This window comes from Sodalis sp. RH22 (assembly GCF_047324165.1).
Taxonomy (GTDB): Bacteria; Pseudomonadota; Gammaproteobacteria; order Enterobacterales; family Enterobacteriaceae; genus Acerihabitans.
The window spans coordinates 2,818,460-2,837,671 of the sequence record NZ_CP178731.1; the positions used below are offsets into that span (position 1 = coordinate 2,818,460).

The 19,212-nt window shown below is 59.7% G+C and carries 15 protein-coding genes; 1 reads left to right on the forward strand and 14 read right to left on the reverse strand.

Annotation, left to right across the window (positions count from 1 at the left end; translation table 11 throughout):
• Positions 1–29: 29 nt before the first annotated feature.
• Positions 30–2,747 (reverse strand): preprotein translocase subunit SecA, encoded by a 2,718-nt coding sequence (gene secA / locus ACL2XN_RS12915; RefSeq protein ID WP_410016408.1) that lies wholly within the window; start codon positions 2,745–2,747, stop codon positions 30–32.
• Positions 2,748–2,835: 88 nt separating this feature from the next.
• The gene (secM, locus tag ACL2XN_RS12920) at positions 2,836–3,357 is read right to left on the reverse strand and encodes a secA translation cis-regulator SecM (protein WP_410016409.1); all 522 of its coding nucleotides are present in this window, start codon (positions 3,355–3,357) and stop codon (positions 2,836–2,838) included.
• 27 nt (positions 3,358–3,384) lie between these two features.
• Here secM and ACL2XN_RS12925 point away from each other — a divergent pair, with 27 nt between their 5' ends.
• The gene (locus tag ACL2XN_RS12925) at positions 3,385–3,912 is read left to right on the forward strand and encodes a DUF721 domain-containing protein (protein ID WP_413730930.1); all 528 of its coding nucleotides are present in this window, start codon (positions 3,385–3,387) and stop codon (positions 3,910–3,912) included.
• Between the two features lie 30 nt (positions 3,913–3,942).
• On the opposite strand, the gene lpxC is transcribed toward ACL2XN_RS12925, so the two are convergent.
• The 12 genes from lpxC to ACL2XN_RS12985 form a co-directional block, all read right to left on the reverse strand.
• Positions 3,943–4,860 (reverse strand): UDP-3-O-acyl-N-acetylglucosamine deacetylase, encoded by a 918-nt coding sequence (gene lpxC / locus ACL2XN_RS12930; protein WP_410016411.1) that lies wholly within the window; start codon positions 4,858–4,860, stop codon positions 3,943–3,945.
• 100 nt (positions 4,861–4,960) lie between these two features.
• Positions 4,961–6,121 carry a cell division protein FtsZ gene (ftsZ, locus tag ACL2XN_RS12935; protein ID WP_410016412.1) on the reverse strand — a complete coding sequence of 387 codons (1,161 nt, stop codon included), beginning with the start codon at positions 6,119–6,121 and terminating at the stop codon, positions 4,961–4,963.
• 71 nt (positions 6,122–6,192) lie between these two features.
• Complete coding sequence (gene ftsA, locus ACL2XN_RS12940; RefSeq protein ID WP_162363969.1) at positions 6,193–7,449, reverse strand: cell division protein FtsA; 1,257 nt, start codon at positions 7,447–7,449, stop codon at positions 6,193–6,195.
• A 2-nt stretch (positions 7,450–7,451) separates the two neighbouring features.
• Positions 7,452–8,285 (reverse strand): cell division protein FtsQ, encoded by an 834-nt coding sequence (gene ftsQ / locus ACL2XN_RS12945; protein ID WP_410016413.1) that lies wholly within the window; start codon positions 8,283–8,285, stop codon positions 7,452–7,454.
• Positions 8,286–8,364: 79 nt separating this feature from the next.
• Entirely contained in the window at positions 8,365–9,840 is a 1,476-nt protein-coding gene (gene murC / locus ACL2XN_RS12950) for a UDP-N-acetylmuramate--L-alanine ligase (RefSeq protein ID WP_410016414.1), read from the reverse strand.
• Between the two features lie 64 nt (positions 9,841–9,904).
• Positions 9,905–10,996, reverse strand: coding sequence for an undecaprenyldiphospho-muramoylpentapeptide beta-N-acetylglucosaminyltransferase (gene murG, locus ACL2XN_RS12955; protein ID WP_413730931.1), 1,092 nt, complete (start codon positions 10,994–10,996; stop codon positions 9,905–9,907).
• Positions 10,993–12,195 carry a cell division protein FtsW gene (gene ftsW / locus ACL2XN_RS12960; protein WP_410016416.1) on the reverse strand — a complete coding sequence of 401 codons (1,203 nt, stop codon included), beginning with the start codon at positions 12,193–12,195 and terminating at the stop codon, positions 10,993–10,995. Before ftsW ends, murG begins: the two co-directional genes overlap by 4 nt.
• Entirely contained in the window at positions 12,195–13,511 is a 1,317-nt protein-coding gene (murD, locus tag ACL2XN_RS12965) for a UDP-N-acetylmuramoyl-L-alanine--D-glutamate ligase (RefSeq protein ID WP_413728822.1), read from the reverse strand. The genes ftsW and murD overlap by 1 nt, the downstream gene beginning before the upstream one ends.
• 5 nt (positions 13,512–13,516) lie before the next feature.
• Positions 13,517–14,599, reverse strand: coding sequence for a phospho-N-acetylmuramoyl-pentapeptide-transferase (mraY, locus tag ACL2XN_RS12970; RefSeq protein ID WP_410016417.1), 1,083 nt, complete (start codon positions 14,597–14,599; stop codon positions 13,517–13,519).
• Complete coding sequence (murF, locus tag ACL2XN_RS12975; RefSeq protein ID WP_413722142.1) at positions 14,593–15,966, reverse strand: UDP-N-acetylmuramoyl-tripeptide--D-alanyl-D-alanine ligase; 1,374 nt, start codon at positions 15,964–15,966, stop codon at positions 14,593–14,595. Before murF ends, mraY begins: the two co-directional genes overlap by 7 nt.
• Complete coding sequence (murE, locus tag ACL2XN_RS12980; protein WP_413722141.1) at positions 15,963–17,450, reverse strand: UDP-N-acetylmuramoyl-L-alanyl-D-glutamate--2,6-diaminopimelate ligase; 1,488 nt, start codon at positions 17,448–17,450, stop codon at positions 15,963–15,965. Before murE ends, murF begins: the two co-directional genes overlap by 4 nt.
• On the reverse strand, positions 17,437–19,200 hold the full coding sequence (locus ACL2XN_RS12985) for a peptidoglycan glycosyltransferase FtsI (protein WP_410016420.1): 1,764 nt from the start codon (positions 19,198–19,200) through the stop codon (positions 17,437–17,439). The genes murE and ACL2XN_RS12985 overlap by 14 nt, the downstream gene beginning before the upstream one ends.
• Positions 19,201–19,212: the final 12 nt, after the last annotated feature.

Below are 19,212 nucleotides of genomic sequence, written 5' to 3' on the forward strand. Positions count from 1 at the left end.
GACAGCGTCCCTAGCCTATCACTATTATATTATTGCTGTAATTTGCCGTGGCACTGCTTATATTTTTTACCGGAACCGCAGGGGCACGGATCGTTGCGCCCGACCTTGCGTCCCTCATGCACCGGCGTGTTGGCCAAGGCACCCACGTCGGCAAGCATCGGCTCGGGCTGGTGGCTAAGCTGCTGCTGGCGCGCCAGGCGCTCCGCCTCTTCACGACGCTGCTGCTCCAGGGCTTCCACTTCCTCGGGCATGCGCACCTGGACCTTGCTCAGGGTGCTGATGACTTCATATTTCAGCGATTCCAGCATGGCGGCAAACATGGCGAAAGATTCACGCTTGTATTCCTGCTTGGGATCTTTCTGGGCGTAACCACGCAGATGGATACCCTGGCGCAGATAGTCCATCGCAGCCAGATGTTCTTTCCATAAGGAATCAAGCGTTTGCAGCATCACGCCTTTTTCAAAGCTGCGCATCATCTCGGTGCCGACCACCTCCTCTTTACGCTTATACTGTTCCAGCGTTTGTTCCAGGATGCGCTCGCGCAGGGTTTCCTCGTGCAGGCCGGGCTCTTTATCCAGCCATTCCGCAATCGGCATATCCAGATCGAAATCGTCCTTCAGCCGTTTTTCCAGTCCCGGCACGTCCCACATTTCTTCCAGGGACTGCGGCGGGATATGATTGTCGAGCACGGTTTTCAGCACGTCCTCGCGGATGCTGATAATGGTCTCGCTGATATCGGCCACATCCAGCAGTTCGTTGCGCTGGCTATAGATAGCCCGGCGCTGGTCGTTGGCGACGTCATCGTATTCCAGCAGCTGTTTACGGATGTCGAAGTTGCGGCTTTCCACCTTGCGCTGCGCATTGGCGATAGCCTTGGTCACCCAAGGATGCTCGATGGCCTCGCCCGGTTTCATGCCCAGCTTGCGCATCATGCCGGTGACGCGGTCGGACGCGAAGATACGCATCAGGGCATCTTCCATCGACAGGTAGAAACGCGAGGAGCCGGCGTCGCCCTGACGGCCGGAACGGCCGCGCAGCTGGTTATCGATACGGCGCGATTCATGGCGTTCGGTACCGATGATATGCAGGCCGCCGGAGGCCAGCACCGCGTCGTGGCGAATCTGCCAGGCGGCTTTGATTGCGGCGATGTCCTCTTCGCTCGGGTTCTCCAGGTGGGAAATCTCCGCCTGCCAGCTGCCGCCGAGCACGATATCCGTACCGCGACCGGCCATGTTGGTGGCGATGGTCACGGCAAAGGGCGAACCGGCCTGGGCCACGATATCCGCTTCCATGGCATGGAATTTAGCGTTCAGCACCTTATGCTCGATGCCGGCTTTTTCCAGCTCGCGCGACACCACTTCGGATTTTTCGATGGAGATGGTCCCCACCAGCACCGGCTGCCCTTTGGCGGAGCAGGCCTTGATATCATCGATGATGGCGTCGATCTTTTCTTTTTCGGTCATATAGACCAGATCCGGTAAATCCTTGCGGATCATCGGCCGGTTGGTCGGCACCACGATAGTATCGAGCTTATAGATCGAGCTGAATTCAAAGGCCTCGGTATCGGCGGTACCGGTCATGCCGGCCAGTTTTTCATACAGGCGGAAGTAATTCTGGAACGTGATGGAGGCCAGCGTCTGGTTTTCGTTCTGGATCGCCACATGCTCCTTGGCCTCCACCGCCTGGTGCAGCCCGTCGGACCAGCGGCGTCCCGGCATGGTGCGGCCGGTATGTTCGTCGACGATGATCACCTCGCCGTCCTTGACGATATAGTCCACATCGCGCGAGAACAGCACGTGGGCGCGCAGCGCGGCGGTGACGTGATGCATCAGCATGATATTGGCCGGGGAATAGAGCGACTCGCCCTCTTCCATAATACCGGCCTGGACCATCAGTTCTTCAATCAGCACCAGGCCGCGCTCGGTGAGATTGACCTGGCGTGATTTTTCATCCACCGAAAAATGCCCCTCGCCCTGGAACGAGTCGGAGTCTTCTTTATCCTGGCGGATCAGGTGGGGAATGAGTTTATCCACCCGGATATACATTTCGGAGCTGTCTTCCGCCGGGCCTGAGATAATCAGCGGCGTACGGGCTTCATCGATAAGGATGGAGTCGACCTCATCCACCAGCGCGTAGTGCAGTTTGCGCTGTACGCGCTCTTCCGGACTGAACGCCATGTTGTCGCGCAGGTAATCGAAACCGTATTCGTTATTGGTGCCATAGGTAATATCGGCGGCATAGGCGGCGCGTTTGGCCGGAGCCGGCATATTCGGCAGGTTGATGCCGACGGTCAGCCCGAGGAATTCAAACAGCGGACGGTTGTTTTCGGCATCGCGCTGGGCCAGGTAGTCATTGACCGTGACCACATGGACGCCCCTGCCGCTCAGGGCGTTCAGGTACGCCGGCAGGGTGGCGGTCAGCGTTTTACCTTCACCGGTGCGCATTTCCGCGATGCAGCGGTCGTTAAGCACCATGCCGCCCTGTAGCTGGACATCGAAGTGGCGCATGCCGAAGACGCGTTTACTGGCCTCGCGCACCACGGCAAAGGATTCCGGCAGTAAGCTGTCGACGCTTTCGCCCTTCTCCAGACGGGCGCGGAACTCCACGGTCTTGGCGGCCAGCTGCGCGTCGCTCAGCTTTTCCAGCTCCGGCTCCATCCGGTTAATCAGTTCAACGGTTTTGCTCATGCGGCGCAGGGTACGATCGTTGCGACTACCAAAAACTTTTGTAAGCAGTTTAGATAACATAATTATTTAAATCTCGTCACGGCCGGCGCTGATTATCAGGCAGCGGCCAATAGATGCGTAAGGGGTATAAAAAGTCCGTGATATACGGTTAGCTGAGGCGGAGGGGTCCGGCGCGAATTCCCTGTACCTGCGCCAGGCGAATTCCTGTACGATGATCGATAACGGGCCGGTAGTCCGCCCGGGCGATATGACGAATGACGGCCGGCAGCTTGGGCTCGTGGGTCAGCAGGGCGCTAAGGGAGCTTAACAGGACCTGGCGCTGCAGGTTTAACGGGGCGGCATTGTCCGCCGTCAATGCGGGAACGCCGGCGTGCTGCGCCACCCAGGCAATGGACAAATGGCGGATGACCGTGCGAATGGCATGCTGATGCCAATAATCCACCGAAAACGACGGACGGCGCTGGGCGTCCTTCAGCAGGGCCAGGTGGGTAAAGCCGGCGTGACAGGCGTTTTGCCGGCTCAGGCTTGGCAGGGTATTGGCCAGCTGCGCCTGCTCCTGCCCGCTGTTGAGGGCATAAGGCACGCCAAAGCCGGCCGCGACCATCCCCAACAGGAGATGCGGCCAGAAATAACGTCTGCCAAATTGTCGCCAACAATTTAAAATACCCATTACTTAATGCATTCCGCCGGAGTTGTTATGCGCGACAGTCGTCCACAATCCATTGATACCCTGTTTACTGTTCTTGCGACGCCGGAGCGCCAGACCCTGCAGCAAATCCAGCAACGCGCCGTGGCGCTGTTAAAGCTGAACCAGGCAGTGGCCGCGCTGCTTCCCGCGCCGATGAAACCCTGGTGTCGCGTAGCCAATTTCAGGCAAGGGGTATTGGTGCTTGAAACCGCCAATGCCAGTTGGATGATGAGGTTACGCTATGAACAATCACGGTTATTATCCGCTTTACGAGCGCAGATTCTACCATCATTGTCATCCATCGACATCAGGATTAACCCGACACTGGCAACAAAAGGGCATTTGATCACGCAAAACAGCAGCGAGCGGCAGGTAAAGGATCAGGGGGAGGACATAAAAAGACGCAGACTAAGCCCGCAGAGCGCCGAGGCGATTCGCCACCTGGCGGCCCGCAGCCCCGAGAAGCTGCAAAAGCTGCTCGAACGGCTGGCAGGGCTGGCCGGAGAAGGTGCCAACCCCACCCGTCGTGGGAAATAACAGTCCGTTATAGCGCTAAATACCCGTGCGTTAGGCAATCACAAACGAGGGCGCGGCAAATGCCAACGGCATTTCGGCTTCGTCTTCGAAAGTCACCATTTCCCAGGCTTCCTGGCGGGCCAGGACGGTCTGCAGCAATTTGTTATTTAATGCATGGCCCGGCTTGAACGCCGTAAACGAACCAATGATATTGTGGCCGCACATATACAGATCGCCGATACCGTCGAGCATTTTGTGGCGAACAAACTCATCCTCAAAACGCAGCCCATCTTCGTTCAGCACTTTATAATCATCAACCACGATGGCGCAATCGAAACTACCGCCCAGGCACAGGCCCCGGGACTGGAGGTATTCGATGTCGCGCATAAACCCGAAGGTGCGCGCGCGGCTGATTTGCCGCACGAAAGACTCGGCGGAAAAATTCAGGCAATAACGTTGCGAGCTTGCATCGATCGCAGGATGTTTGAAATCAATGGTAAAATCGAGCTTGAAACCATTAAACGGCGTCAGTTCAGCCCATTTATCGCCATCTTCAACGCGAACCTTGTCCTTGATGCGCAGGAATTTCTTGGCGCAGTTAAGCTCCTCGATTCCGGCGTCCATCAGCAGATAGACGAAGGGGCTGGCGCTGCCGTCCATAATAGGAATTTCAGGCGCATTGACTTCAACGATGATGTTGTCGATGCCCAAACCTGCCAATGCGGCATTAAGATGTTCGACGGTGGATATACGAACATCATGCTCATTGACCAGACACGTGCAAAGCATGGTATCCCGCACCGATTTAGCATCCGCCGGGAAGTCCACCGGAGGATTCAAATCCGTGCGGCGATAGATGACCCCGGTGTTAGCCGATGCAGGGCGCAGGGTCAGTTTTACCTTTTTACCGGTATGTAAACCAACGCCTGTGGCCTGCACAATACGTTTCAGTGTCCGCTGTTTGATCATCAGTTTATCTCGCAATGTTATCCATACCACCGACACATTATAGGCTAACGTCGGTGGGGCAGTTTAGCACAAAGAGCGGAGATTCCCAATTTCGTCTGATTTAGTCGGCCTGCTTGCGCAAAAACGCCGGGATATCCAGGTAATCGGGTTCCTTGCCGGCCTGCGAGTTTTGCTCGTTGACCGCCTTGGCCGCAATTTTCTGCTCTTGCTGTATGGGCGACATGCCGTGATTATGCTGCTGATAGCGGTTTTCCATTATCGGCTGGCTGTTTTGCTTATTGGTCACCAGGGTAATTTCAGGACGCTTGTCCATGCCGATACCGGTGGCCACGACCGTCACACGCAGCTCGTCGTTCATATCCGGGTCAAGGGAGGTACCGATGACCACGGTCGCGTTGTCGGAGGCGAACGCGCGGATAGTGTTACCCACGGTTTCAAACTCATCCAGACGCAGGTCGAAGCCGGCGGTGATATTGACCAGTACGCCGCGCGCGCCGGACAAATCGATATCTTCCAGCAGCGGGCTGGATATCGCCATTTCAGCCGCTTCTTCCGCGCGATCTTCGCCGCAGGCAACGCCCGAGCCCATCATGGCATAGCCCATTTCGGACATGACGGTGCGCACGTCGGCGAAGTCGACGTTCATCAGACCGGGACGGGTGATCAATTCCGCGATACCCTGCACCGCGCCTTTCAGTACGTCGTTGGCGGCGCCGAAGGCGTCCAGCAGCGAAATACCGCGTCCGAGCACCTTGAGCAATTTGTCGTTGGGGATGGTGATAAGCGAGTCCACGTGCTTGGACAGCTCGGCGATCCCCTGCTCGGCAAACGCCATGCGCTTCTTGCCTTCGAAATTAAACGGCTTGGTCACCACGGCCACGGTCAAAATGCCCAATTCCTTGGCCACTTCCGCCACCACGGGCGCAGCCCCGGTGCCGGTGCCGCCGCCCATGCCGGCCGCGATAAACACCATATCCGCGCCTTCCAGCGCCGCGCGCAGCGCTTCGCGATCTTCCTCGGCGGAATTGCGACCCACCTCGGGATTGGCGCCCGCTCCCAGACCTTTGGTGATGCCGCCGCCAATCTGGATGGTCTGGCCGACCGCGGTTTTACGCAATGCCTGGGCATCGGTGTTGACCGCAAAAAATTCCACGCCTTCGATGCGTTCGCGCACCATATGCTCAACGGCGTTGCCGCCGCCGCCGCCGACGCCGATGACTTTAATCACCGCGTCGTTGGTTAATTCCATAGGTTCAAACATAGTTTCTCTCCGTTTTGTGCCTGTCGCATCGGAGCCAGCCGCCTGCACAGCATGACCCCGCAAGTAAACAATTAAAACTCTTTCCTCAGCCAGCTGCTGATGCGTTTGACCCAGTTGCTTACCGAGGTACGTTTTTCCACTTCAATCTCACCGCTCAAATGAGACTCTTTACCGTAATGCAATAACCCGACAGCGGTAGAATAGTACGGTGCCTGCGCATAATCCGTCAGACCGGTAATATTCAGCGGTTGTCCAATACGCACCTGCGTATGGAACACCCGTTGGGCGCAGGCCGCCAGGCCGTCGATTTGCGCCGCGCCGCCGGTTAACACGATACCGGCGGCCAGATGATGCTTAACCCCTTGCTGGCGAAGCTGCTCCTGCAGTTGCAGGATTTCGTCGTTCACCAGGTTCAATAATTCCGTATAACGCGGCTCAATCACTTCCGCCAGGGTCTGCCGTTGCAGACTGCGCGGCGGACGGCCGCCAACGCTTGGGACTTCGACGGTTTCGTCTTTGCTGACCGCCGAGCCCAGGGCGCAGCCGTGGCGCACCTTGATGGCCTCAGCGTCGGCCGGCGGCGTACCGAAGGCATAGGCGATATCGCTGGTCACCACGTTGCCGGCGTACGGTATCACCTTGGTATGCCGCAGGGCGCCCGCGGTATAGACCGCGATATCCATGGTGCCGCCGCCGATATCCACCACGCAGACGCCAAGTTCGCGCTCGTCCTCGGTCAGTACCGCGTAGCTGGACGCCAGGCCGGCGAAAATCAGCTGATCCACTTTCAGGCCGCAGCGCTCGACGGCTTTAACAATGTTCTTCGCCATATCATTATGGCAGGTTATCAGATGAACCTTAGCCTGCATGCGCACGCCGGATAAACCGACCGGATTTTTGATGCCTTCCTGGTAGTCGATGGCATAATCCTGGGGTATCACATGCAAAATCCGGTGTTCGTCGCGCACCCGCACGGATTTGGCGGTATGCACCACATTCTCCACATCTTCCTGCGTAACTTCTTCTTCTGAAATAGGAACCATCCCTATTTCGTTCTGGCAACTTATATGCTTGCCGGATAATGCCAGGTAAACCGAGGAGATTTGGCAATCCGCCATCAGCTCGGCCTGATCGATGGCGCGCTGGACGCATTTCACCACCGATTCGAGATCGTTTACGCCGCCTTTATCCATACCCCGGGAAGGGCAGCTGCCCACCCCGATAATATTGACCATGCCATCGGGCAGAACTTCCCCTACCAATGCGGCGACCTTTGCCGTACCGATCTCCAGTCCAACTACCAGTTTTCTGTCCGTCGACTTGATCATTATTATTTAGCCTGTACCTGATTCTGTTGCGAAATACTATTTTGCTGCTGATCGATAAACGCCGGCGCCCAGCCTACCGCGACTCCCGCGTCATAGCGCAAATCCACATAGCTGATGCGTTTGTTATCGGTCCGGGCCTGCTGGAGTAGAACCGGATAAATCCCGATAAAGCGTTGCAAACGCCGGGCCCGGTCGTCGCGGCCCAATTCCAGCCGGATATCATCCGCAAGCGTCAGCTGCCAGGAATGCCGGGCGCTCATACTGACCGTTTTTAACTGAAATTTATGGGCGGTCATCACGTCATTCATGGTGCGGTAGCCCGTCAGCACATCCTGTTCGCTGCCTTCCGGTCCGTACAGCATCGGCATGGGCTGGTTGCCGATACGCTCGGCGGGAACGCTGAAGGCCTTGCCGCTGGCGTCCAGCATATGCAAATCGTTCCAGCGCGCCACCGGTACATATTCCACCAGGTGGATTTTGAGTTCATCGGGCCACTGCTTGCGCACGCTGGCCTGCTTGATCCACGGCAGCCGTTCTATCTGCTGCTGGATGACATTGACGTCCTGGGTCATAAACGTGCCCGGCGCGCCCAGCGCCAGTATCGCCTGGCGGATATCATCGTTGGTGGTGTAATAACGTTGTCCGGTAACCACCAGCCGGGAAAGCGGCAGACGATGCGCGTCTTTCATCCAGCCGACCACCATCCAGCCGCCCCAGACGATGGTGGCGAGCACCATCATCAGGAATATCAGCCCCGCCAGCTGGCCGCCGTTGCTGCGCCCTGTGGCGGCGCTTTCAGCCTCGCGGCTGCGGATGTTTATCGCTGCCTGGGACATATATCAGCCCGCCACGCTATCTGCGGGCCGCAACGGCACGCGGTGGTTGACGAAAACGCCGCCCGGCGGATGGTTGTTATCAGGCATGTCGTCCCTCTGCGATTGGTCGGGGCTGCAAATGGTTATCGGCCACTTTGCGCGCGATTTTGCCTACGGTTCCGGCGCCCTGCATCAGCACCAGATCATTATCCTGCAACGCCAGCGCCAGCATTTCCGGCAGCGACTCCATGTCCGGCACCATGATGGGGTCGATCTTTCCCCGTCCACGGATGGTCCGGCACAATGAGCGGCTGTCGGCGCCCGGGATTGGCGACTCGCCGGCGGGATAGACATCCAGCATCAGCAACACATCCACCCCGGACAGCACGTTGGCGAAATCCTCATATAAATCGCGGGTGCGGGTATACCGGTGCGGCTGGAACACCATGACCAGGCGTTTATCCGGCCAGCCGGCGCGCGCCGCCTTGATGGTGGCGTCCACCTCGGTCGGATGGTGGCCATAGTCATCCACCAGCATCACCTCGCCCGTCTTGCCGTTCACATTATCCAGGGGATAGCTGCCGAGGAAATCAAAACGGCGCCCCGTACCCTGGAATTGGAACAACGCCTGCAAAATACTGTCGTCCTCAATGCCTTCCTCGGTAGCCACCGCCACCGCCGCCGCCGCGTTGAGCGCGTTGTGGCGGCCCGGCGCGTTAAGGGTTACCGCCAGCACCGGCTTATCCTGCCGATGGAGATTAAAGCTGCCCTGGGCCCCCTGCTGGCGGTAATCGGTGATGCGCACATCCGCGTCATCGCTGAAGCCGTAGGTAGTGATATGACGGCCCACTTTCGGCAGCAGCTCGCGAATCACCGGATCGTCCATGCACATCACCGCGCGGCCATAAAACGGCAAATTATGTAAAAACGTAATAAACGTCTGTTTCAGCAGTTCGAAATCGCCCTGGTAGGTATCCATATGGTCGGCTTCGATATTGGTGATAATCGCCACCATCGGCTGCAGGTGAAGGAACGAGGCGTCGCTTTCATCCGCTTCGGCGATCAGGTAGCGGCTGCACCCCAGCCGGGCGTGCACGCCGGCCGCCTTTACCAATCCGCCGTTGACAAAGGTCGGGTCCAGCCCGGCCTGGGCGTAAATACTGGCCACCATGGCGGTGGTGGTGGTCTTGCCATGGGTGCCGGCGATGGCGATGCCATGGCGAAAACGCATCAGCTCCGCCAGCATTTCCGCGCGCTGGATAACCGGGATCCGGGCCTCTTTGGCCGCCACGATTTCCGGATTGTCGCTGGCGATGGCGCTGGAGACGACGACGACGCTTGCCTCGCTGATATTTTCCGGGCGGTGGTTAAAAAAGATCGTGGCCCCCAGTTCCGTCAATTGCTGCGTCACGGCATTCGGCGCCAGATCGGAGCCGCTGATTTGATAGCCTTCGTTCGCCAGCACTTCCGCGATACCGCCCATACCCGCGCCGCCGATGCCGACAAAATGGATTTGCCGCACACGCCGCATCTCGGGTACAAAAGTTCGCAGTTTCGCCAGTTGTTGTGTATTCACGTTTTAACCACTTAAAGTATTATGATTTCTCAACAGACGGCGCCATGGCCCCGTCCGGTTAATGTCACATTGCCGGCGCGTAGCGGTTATCCGCCTTCACCGCCGCCGCCACTTCCCGCGCCACCCGCTCCGTCGCGTCCGGAATCGCCGCTTTGCGGGCATTCTGCGCCATCGCCAGCAGCGTCAATCGATCCCATCCGGCCAGCGTCTCGCTCACGCTGTCCACCGAGAACTGCGGCTGTTCGATAATCCGCGCCGCGCCCGCCTGTTCCAGCGGACGGGCGTTCCAGTACTGCTGCCGGTCTTTATGCAAAAACGGCACAAAAATCGCGGGCAGGCCGGCGGCGGCGATTTCACTTACCGTCAGGGCGCCGGAGCGGCAAACCACCACATCCGCCCAACCGTAAGCCGCCGCCATGTCGTCGATGAATTCGGTCACGTTATGCCCGGTCTGTCCCAGCGCGGCATAAGCCTGGTTCACTTCGTCCAGCGCGCCTTTGCCCACCTGGTGCCAAAGCGTGATGCGCTCGCCCAGCCGGGCGGCCACGCCGGGCATGGTCTGGTTCAAAACGCGCGCGCCCTGGCTGCCGCCAATCACCAGCACCCGCACCGATCCCTGCCGGTCCCGCAGGCGTTCCGCGGGCAACGGCAGCGCCAGCACATCGGTGCGAACCGGGTTGCCCACCACGTCGGCGTTGGCAAACGCGCCGGGAAACGCCTGCAATACTTTTGTCGCTATCTTCGCCAGCCAGCGGTTGGTCAGGCCGGCGATGCCGTTTTGCTCATGCAGGACGACCGGCACCCCGCACAGCCACGCCGCCAGGCCGCCGGGACCGGAAACATAACCGCCCATGCCCAGCACCACATCCGGCCGGTAGGCGCGCATAATGGCTTTCGCCTGCCGCACCGCCCGCCAGATGCGCACCGGCGCATACAGCTGTGCCCGCCATCCTTTGCCGCGTAATCCGCTGATGCGGATAAAATCAATGTCGATACCGTTTTTCGGCACCAGATCGGCTTCCATGCGATCGGCGGTGCCCAGCCAGCGTACCTGCCAGCCCTGCGCCATCAGATAATGCGCCACCGCCAGCCCCGGGAATACATGACCGCCGGTACCGCCGGCCATCACCATTAAACGCCTGGTTTTGCCGGTCATCGGGGCCCCCTTGCAAACGCCTGCGCCTTGGTCAGGCGCGTTTCATAATCGATACGCAATAATAATACGATGGCGGTAGACATAATCAGCAAACTCGACCCACCATAACTGATAAGCGGCAACGTCAGCCCCTTGGTGGGCAGCATGCCCGCGGCCGCCCCCACGTTGACCAACGCCTGGAAACTGAACCAGATCCCGATGGCGCAGGCCAGGAATCCGGAGAAGCGCTGATCGATCTCCAGCGCCTTGCGCCCGATGGACATGGCGCGAAAAGCGACGAAGAATACCATCAACAGCGCCAAAACCACACCGAAATACCCCAGTTCCTCACCTAAAATCGCAAAGATGAAGTCGGTATGCGCCTCGGGCAGATATTCCAGTTTCTGTACCGAGTTCCCCAGCCCCTGTCCCCAGAATTCGCCGCGGCCGAACGCCATCAGCGATTGGGTCAGCTGGTAACCGCTGCCGAAGGGGTCCTGCCAGGGATCCCAGAACGAGGTGACGCGGCGCATACGGTAGGGTTCGGCGATAACCAACAGCACCACGGCAAAAATGCCCGAGCCGATAATCGACAGGAACTGCCACAGCTTCGCGCCGGCCAAAAACAGCATCGCCAGCGTGGTCACGAACAGCACCACCACGGTGCCCAGGTCGGGCTGCGCCAGCAGCAGCACCGCCAGAACCACCATCACGCCCATCGGTTTGCAAAAGCCCCAGAAGTTGGTACGGACTTCTTCCACTTTGCGCACCAGGTAACTGGCGAGATAGCAAAACAGCGACAGTTTGGATAATTCCGCCGGCTGGATACGCAGCGGTCCCAGCGCTATCCAGCGCGAGGCGCCGTTGACCGAACTGCCCACCACCAACACCACCAGCAGCATCACCATGGTGATCAGCAGCATGCCCGAGCTGTAGCGCTGCCAGACTTCCATCGGTATGCGCAACGTCACCAGCGACAGGCCGAACGCCAGCGCCAGGTAAAAGGCATCGCGCTTGGCAAAATAAAACGGGTCGTCGGACAGCCGCTGGCCGATGGGCATCGACGCCGAGGTGACCATGATAAAACCGAGGCAGGCAAGGCCCAGCGTCAGCCAAAGCAAAGTGCGATCGTAGAGCACGTTGGTGGGCGCCTCGACATCGCGCACGCCCATAATCCAATCTTTCAGTCCGCCAAAACGGCTCAGCCCCGGCATATGCATCAGCCTAACTCCTTTGCCAGCCGCACGAATTCATCGCCGCGATGTTCAAAACTACGGAATTGATCGAGGCTGGCGCACGCCGGCGACAGCAGGACCATGTCCCCTGCCCCGCATTGGCCGGCAATCAGTTTCATCGCCTGTTCCAGGGTCTCGGTGAGCGTCGAGACTTCCGGACGCAGGCCGGCCAGCTGCGCGCCGTCGCGGCCAAAGCAGTACAGTCTTATCCGTTCGCCCTGCAGCAGCGGCAGCAGCGGGCTAAAGTCCGCCGATTTGCCGTCGCCGCCCAGCAATAAATGCAGCGTGCCGTCGACCGCCAGGCCATGCAGCGCCGCCTCGGTACTGCCGACATTGGTGGCCTTGGAGTCATTGATCCAGCGCACGCCGCGGTGTTCATAGGCCAGTTGGAAACGATGGGCCAGGCCGGTAAACGTCTCCAGCGCCTTCAGGCTCGCCGCGCGCGGGACGGATACGGCATCGGCCAGGGCCAGCGCCGCCAGGGCGTTGGTATGGTTATGGCGTCCGGTCAGCTTCATCGCGGCGGTATTGAGCACATCCTCGCCCCGGACGCTCAGCCATTGGCCGTCCGGACGCAGATCGAGCCGGTAATCCCCGGCGCCGACGCCAAAACTGACGCAGCGCGGGTCATTGCCGCGCACCGGCATGGTCAGGGCGTCGTCGGCATTCACCACGCAGACCCGCGCCTGTTCGTAAATCTTTAATTTGGCCGCGCGGTACTGCTGCATACCCAGCGGATAACGGTTCATATGATCCTCGGTAACATTGAGGATGGTGGCGGCGGCGGCGCGCAGGCTGGAGGTCGTTTCCAATTGGAAGCTCGACAGTTCCAGCACGTACAGCTGATAAGGCTCGTTGAGCAGCATCAGCGCCGGCCAGCCGATATTACCGCCCACGCCCACGTGCCAGCCGGCGCTTTTCGCCATCTCGCCCACCAGCATGGTGACGGTGCTTTTGCCGTTGGAACCGGTAATCGCCACGATAGGCGCCCGGGCCTCGCGGCAAAACAGTTCAATATCGCCGACGATTTCCACGCCCGCGGCGGCGGCGGCGGCCAGGGCCGGATGCGCCAGGGCGATGCCGGGGCTGGCGACGATCAGATCCGCCTCCAGCAGCCAGTCTTCATTCAGGCCGCCCAGGTGCCGTTCCACCTTATCGGCAAGCTTATCCAGCCCTGGCGGTGTAAAACGGGTGTCCATCACCCGGGGCGTGACGTTTCGGCTGATAAAAAAATCAACGCAGGAGAGACCGGTCAGTCCCAACCCGATAATGACAACATTTTTACCCCGATAGTCGGTCATCATAGTTACCGCACCTTCAGCGTCGCCAGTCCAATCAGGACCAGCATCAGCGAGATTATCCAAAAGCGCACGATCACGCGCGGTTCCGGCCAGCCTTTCAGCTCATAATGATGATGAATCGGCGCCATGCGGAAAATCCGCTGGCCGCGCAGTTTAAACGACCCCACCTGCAGGATCACCGACATGGTCTCCATGACAAACACGCCGCCCATGATCACCAGCAGGAACTCCTGGCGCAACAGTACCGCAATGGTGCCAAGCGCCCCGCCCAGCGCCAGTGAGCCGACATCGCCCATAAATACCTGGGCCGGGTAGGTGTTAAACCATAAAAAACCCAACCCGGCGCCGACGATGGCGGTACAGACTATCACCAGTTCCCCCGCGTAACGGATATAGGGGATATGCAGATAGTTGGCGAAATTCATATTCCCGGTGGCCCAGGCCACCAGCGCCAGCCCGGCGGCGACAAACACCGTCGGCATGATCGCCAGGCCGTCCAGCCCGTCGGTCAGGTTTACCGCGTTGCTGGTGCCGACGATGACGAAGTAGGCCAGCAGGACATACAGCAGCCCGAGCTGGGGCATGATGTCCTTGAAAAACGGCACCACCAGTTGGGTGGCCGGCGTCCCTTTGCCCACCTGGTACATGGTAAACGCCACCGCAATGGCGATGATCGACTGCCAGAAATACTTCCAGCGGGCAATCAGTCCCTTGGTATCCTTGCGCACCACCTTGCGGTAGTCATCGATAAATCCGACCACGCCGTAACCCAGCAGCACAAACAGCACGCACCATACATACGGATTCGACGGGTAAGCCCACATCAGCACCGAAATGGTGATGGAGGTTAAAATCATCAGCCCGCCCATGGTGGGAGTGCCGCGTTTGCTGAAATGCGACTCCGGTCCGTCGCTGCGCACCACCTGGCCGATTTGCAATTTTTGCAGCCAGGCGATCAGATGCGGTCCCATCCACAGCGAAATAAATAACGCGGTCAGCAGGCTGACGATGGCGCGGAACGTCAAATACGAAAAGACGTTAAAGCCCGAATAAAATTGGACCAAATGTTCGGCCAGCCAAACTAACATGTTGCTTTCTCCTGTAACGCGCGCACTACCTGCTCCATTGCGGAACTACGTGAACCTTTGACTAATAGGGTAATTACCGCATGTTCAGACAGTAACTGCGTCAGACGGGAAGTCAGCGACGCTTTATCCTGGAAATGTTCGCCTCGGCCGCTGGCTTCGCTTATTGCCTGGCTCAGCCTGCCGACGCTTAAAACTTTGTCAATGCCCGCCATACGTATGGCGTCGCCCACCTGGCGATGGCATTCTTCTTCCCCGTCGCCCAGCTCGGCCATATCGCCCACCACCATCACCCGGTAACCCGGCATGTCGGCCAAAACCTGCGCCGCGGCGGTCATCGAGCCGACGTTGGCGTTATAGCTGTCGTCGAGCAACAACCGGCCCTGGCCCAACGTAATGGGAAACAGCCGGCCCGGCACGGCGCTCAGCTGCGCCAGGCCGAGAACCACGGCTTCAAGGGTGGCGCCGACCGACAGCGCCAGCGCGCTGGCCGCCAGCGCGTTCGCCACGTTATGGCGCCCCGGCAAGGGGAGTTTCACCCGGCATTCGCCCAACGGGCAATGCAGCGTAAAATCGACTCCGCCCTGGGTAGCGCAAACGTCGCTGGCGTAAAAATCCACCGCGTCGCCCGCCTGCGGCGAGAAGCGCCATACCTGCTTATGCTGCAGCAGCGCCTGCCAGTGCGGCCAATCGTGGCTATCGGCATTGATAATGGCCCGGCCCTGGGGCGGCAGACTGCCGAAAATTTCGCCTTTGGCCTGCGCCACGCCGCTCAGCGAACCGAAACCCGCCAGATGCGCGGCGGACAGGTTGTTTACCAGCGCCGTTTCCGGCCTGACCAGATCGGTGGTATAGGCGATTTCGCCGATATGGTTGGCGCCAAGCTCGATAACCGCAAAATCATCCGCGGGCGTCAGGCGCAGCAGCGTCAGCGGCACGCCGATGTCATTGTTGAAATTGCCGTCGGTATATAACACCCGTCCGCACTGGCGCAGGATGGCGGCGGTCATTTCCTTGACCGACGTCTTGCCGGACGAGCCGGTCAGGGCCACGACCCGCGCGGGCACCTGGCTGCGCACCCAGGCGCCCAGCAATCCCAGGGCGCGGCGGGTATCGGCCACCAGCAGTTGGGGCACGTCCACCGGTAAGCGCTTACTCACCAGCAGGGCGATAGCCCCGCCGGCAATAGCCTGCCGCGCAAAATCATGGGCATCGAACGTCTCGCCCTTGAGCGCCACGAATAAACCGGACGGCGCCACGGCGCGCGAATCGGTGGATACGGCGCTGATAACGCTGTCCAACGCGCTGTCCGCGCCGATAAATTCCGCGTTCAGCACCGGGGCCAGCGTTGCGAGGGATACGCTAATCATGCGAGCGCCCCCAATAAACGCGCCACGGTGGTACGATCGGAGTAATCCAGGCGTTGCTTGCCGATCAGTTGGTAATCCTCATGGCCCTTGCCCGCCACCAGCACCACGTCCTGCTCGCCGGCCTGCATCACGGCGCTGGTTACCGCTTCGGCCCGGCCCGGGATCACCGTGGCGCCGCCCGCATTCAGCAGCCCCGCCAGGATATCGTTGATGATGGCCATCGGCGCCTCGCCGCGTGGATTGTCATCGGTGATCACCACCCGATCGGCGTATTGTTCGGCGATGCCGCCCATCAGCGGGCGCTTACCTTTATCACGATCGCCGCCGCAGCCGAACACGCACCACAGTTTACCGTGGCAGTGCTGCCTGGCCGCCGCCAGCGCCTTTTCCAGCGCATCCGGCGTATGGGCGTAGTCCACCACCACCGTAGGTTTGCCGGCGGCATGAAATACTTCCATACGGCCGTTTACCGACTGTAACTGCCCCGCTTTGCGGGCCAGTTCAGCCAGCGGATAGCCCAGCGCCAGCAGGGTGGCAAAGGCCAACAGCAGGTTGCTGACATTAAACTCGCCAATCAGCCGGCTGCGGATTTGCCCGCCGCCCCAGCTGGAATCAAACTGGATTTCCACGCCGGTGGCGTGATACTGCACCCGGGTGGCCTGCAGCCAACGGGCGGGCAAGGGCGACGGCAGGCGCTGGCTGACGGATACCGCCACCGCCTCAGGCAGCCGGGCCAGCCAGCGCCGGCCCACCTCGTCGTCGGCGTTGATAATGCGCTGCGCCACATTAGGGCTGGCGAACAGCTGCCATTTAGCCGCTTCGTAATGGGCCATATCGCCATGGTAATCCAGGTGATCGCGGCTCAGGTTGGTAAACGCGGCGGCGGCGAAATGCACATCGGCCACCCGGTGCTGCACCAGGCCATGGGAAGAGACTTCCATGGCGGCGAACTCCGCGCCCTGCTGATGTAGCTGATACAGCGTCTGCTGCACATCAACGGCCGAGCCGGTGGTATTTTCCGCCGGGACGACCTGGCCGAATAAACCGTTGCCCACGGTGCCCATGACGGCGCTCGTGTCACCCATCAGCTGCGCCCATTGCGCCAGCAGGTGGGTGGTGGTGGTTTTACCGTTGGTGCCGGTGACGCCGGCCAGCCGTAGCGCCTGCGACGGCTGGCCGTAAAAACGGCCGGCCAGGGCCGATAACCGCGCGTTCAGTCCGGCAAGGTAGATAACCGGGACGCCATGCTGCTCGCGCAGCTCGCCATCCGCGGCCTCGCCGTCGGCTTCCGCCACCACGGCGGCAACACCTTGCGCAATAGCCTGGGAAATATAGCTGCGCCCGTCCGCTTTATGGCCGGCTACGGCCACAAACAGATCCCCGGCAGCCGCCGTGCGGCTGTCCAGCGTCATTTCCCTGAGCGCGCGCTCCGGCGCCTGGGGCACCCACGGAGCGAGCAATTCGCGCAAATTACGATCGGTCACCTGATCCCTCTTTTCGATTAGTTACCATGTCATTTTTATCTCCGGTCTGAAGAGCATCCGGTTCCACGTTCATCGTTCGCAATACGCCGCCCATAATGGCGCCGAACACCGGCGCGGATACGGCGCCGCCGTAGTATTTGCCGGCCTGCGGATCGTTGATAACCACCACCAGCGCGAAGCGGGGCTGGCTGGCCGGCGCCACGCCCGCGGTATAGGCGATGTATTTATTGATGTATTGTCCGTCGGGACCGACCTTTTTCGCGGTGCCGGTCTTGATGGCGATGCGATAGCCTTTGATGGCGGCCTTGGTGCCGCCGCCGCCGGGCAGCGCGACGCTTTCCATCATATGCACCACGGTGCGCACCAGGGTCTCGGGGAATACACGCTCGCCCGCCACCGGCGGATCGACCTTGGTAATCGACAGCGGGCGCAAAATGCCCAGGCTGCCGACCGTGGCATAGACCCGCGCTAACTGTAACGGCGTTACCATTAGCCCGTAGCCGAAAGAGAAGGTGGCCCTCTCTATGTCAGACCACCGTTGTTTATGGGGAAATAAGCCACTGCTTTCTCCGACCAACCCCAAATTGGTCGCCTTACCCAGGCCAAAACGCGAGTAGGTATCTACCAGCGCCGAGGAGGGCATCGCTAACGCCAGCTTGGAAACGCCGACGTTACTCGATTTTTGCAAAACCCCGGTCAGGGTCAGCTCAGCATAACGGGCCACGTCTTTGATCTCATGGCCGTTGATGTAATAAGGCACGGTATTGAGTACGCTATTTTCCTTGATAACGCCGCGCTGCAAGGCGGTCATTACCACCATCGGCTTCACCGTGGAACCCGGTTCGAAAATATCGGTGATGGCGCGGTTGCGCATCACGTCCTTGGTCGTCCCGCTCAGGTTATTAGGGTTATAGGAAGGGCTGTTGGCCATCGCCAGAACCTCGCCGGTGTTGACATCCACCAGCACCGCGGTGCCCGACTCGGCTTTATTAAAGGCCACCGCGTTGTTCAATTCCCGGTAGACCACCGCCTGGAGCCGTTCGTCGATACTGAGGACCAGGTTATGCGCCGCCTGGCTATCGACGGTGGAGATATCCTCGATCACCCTGCCGAAGCGGTCTTTGCGCACCGTGCGCTCGCCGGGCTGGCCGGTCAGCCAGCGGTCGAAGCTTTTTTCCACCCCTTCGATGCCCTGGCTGTCGATATTGGTAAAACCGATCAGGTGGGCGGTAACTTGCCCCGCCGGATAGTAACGCCGCGACTCCTGGCGCAAATAAATACCGGGCAGCTTCAGCTTGTGGATATAGTCGCCAATGGCCGGATTGACCTGACGCGCCAGGTAAACAAAGCGTCCCTTGGGATTGGCGTTAATGCGCGAGGACATCTGATCGAGGGGGATGGATAACGCGTCGGACAGCGCCTTCCAGCGGCTGTCGACGGTGATGCCGCCATGTTCGTTCACTTCTTTCGGGTCGGCCCAAATGGCGTTGACCGGCACGCTGACCGCCAGGGGGCGCCCGGCACGGTCGCTTATCATGCCGCGCGCGGTGGGCACTTCCTGCACACGCAGCGACCGCATATCGCCCTCGCGCACCAGCATGTCCGGATTGATAACCTGCAAGTAGCCCACGCGAAAAACCAGACCCAGCAACGCAAGTAAAATACAGCCGCACAACAACGCAAAACGCCAGCTGACAAAGCTGGCCTGATCTACATAGCGTTTCAATTTTATCGCTCGCGCGGCTTTCATTAAATGTTTAGT

Bases quoted from the DNA above. Each gene is read 5' to 3' on its own strand.
- murG (WP_413730931.1), bottom strand. From the start codon at position 10,996: ATGACCGGCAAAACCAGGCGTTTAATGGTGATGGCCGGCGGTACCGGC.
- ftsW (WP_410016416.1), bottom strand. From the start codon at position 12,195: ATGCATATGCCGGGGCTGAGCCGTTTTGGCGGACTGAAAGATTGGATT.
- ftsQ (WP_410016413.1), bottom strand. From the start codon at position 8,285: ATGTCCCAGGCAGCGATAAACATCCGCAGCCGCGAGGCTGAAAGCGCC.
- secA (WP_410016408.1), bottom strand. From the start codon at position 2,747: ATGTTATCTAAACTGCTTACAAAAGTTTTTGGTAGTCGCAACGATCGT.
- murD (WP_413728822.1), bottom strand. From the start codon at position 13,511: ATGACCGACTATCGGGGTAAAAATGTTGTCATTATCGGGTTGGGACTG.
- ACL2XN_RS12925 (WP_413730930.1), top strand. From the start codon at position 3,385: ATGCGCGACAGTCGTCCACAATCCATTGATACCCTGTTTACTGTTCTT.
- secM (WP_410016409.1), bottom strand. From the start codon at position 3,357: ATGGGTATTTTAAATTGTTGGCGACAATTTGGCAGACGTTATTTCTGG.
- lpxC (WP_410016411.1), bottom strand. From the start codon at position 4,860: ATGATCAAACAGCGGACACTGAAACGTATTGTGCAGGCCACAGGCGTT.
- ACL2XN_RS12985 (WP_410016420.1), bottom strand. From the start codon at position 19,200: ATGAAAGCCGCGCGAGCGATAAAATTGAAACGCTATGTAGATCAGGCC.
- ftsA (WP_162363969.1), bottom strand. From the start codon at position 7,449: ATGATCAAGTCGACGGACAGAAAACTGGTAGTTGGACTGGAGATCGGT.
- mraY (WP_410016417.1), bottom strand. From the start codon at position 14,599: ATGTTAGTTTGGCTGGCCGAACATTTGGTCCAATTTTATTCGGGCTTT.
- murF (WP_413722142.1), bottom strand. From the start codon at position 15,966: ATGATTAGCGTATCCCTCGCAACGCTGGCCCCGGTGCTGAACGCGGAA.
- ftsZ (WP_410016412.1), bottom strand. From the start codon at position 6,121: ATGTTTGAACCTATGGAATTAACCAACGACGCGGTGATTAAAGTCATC.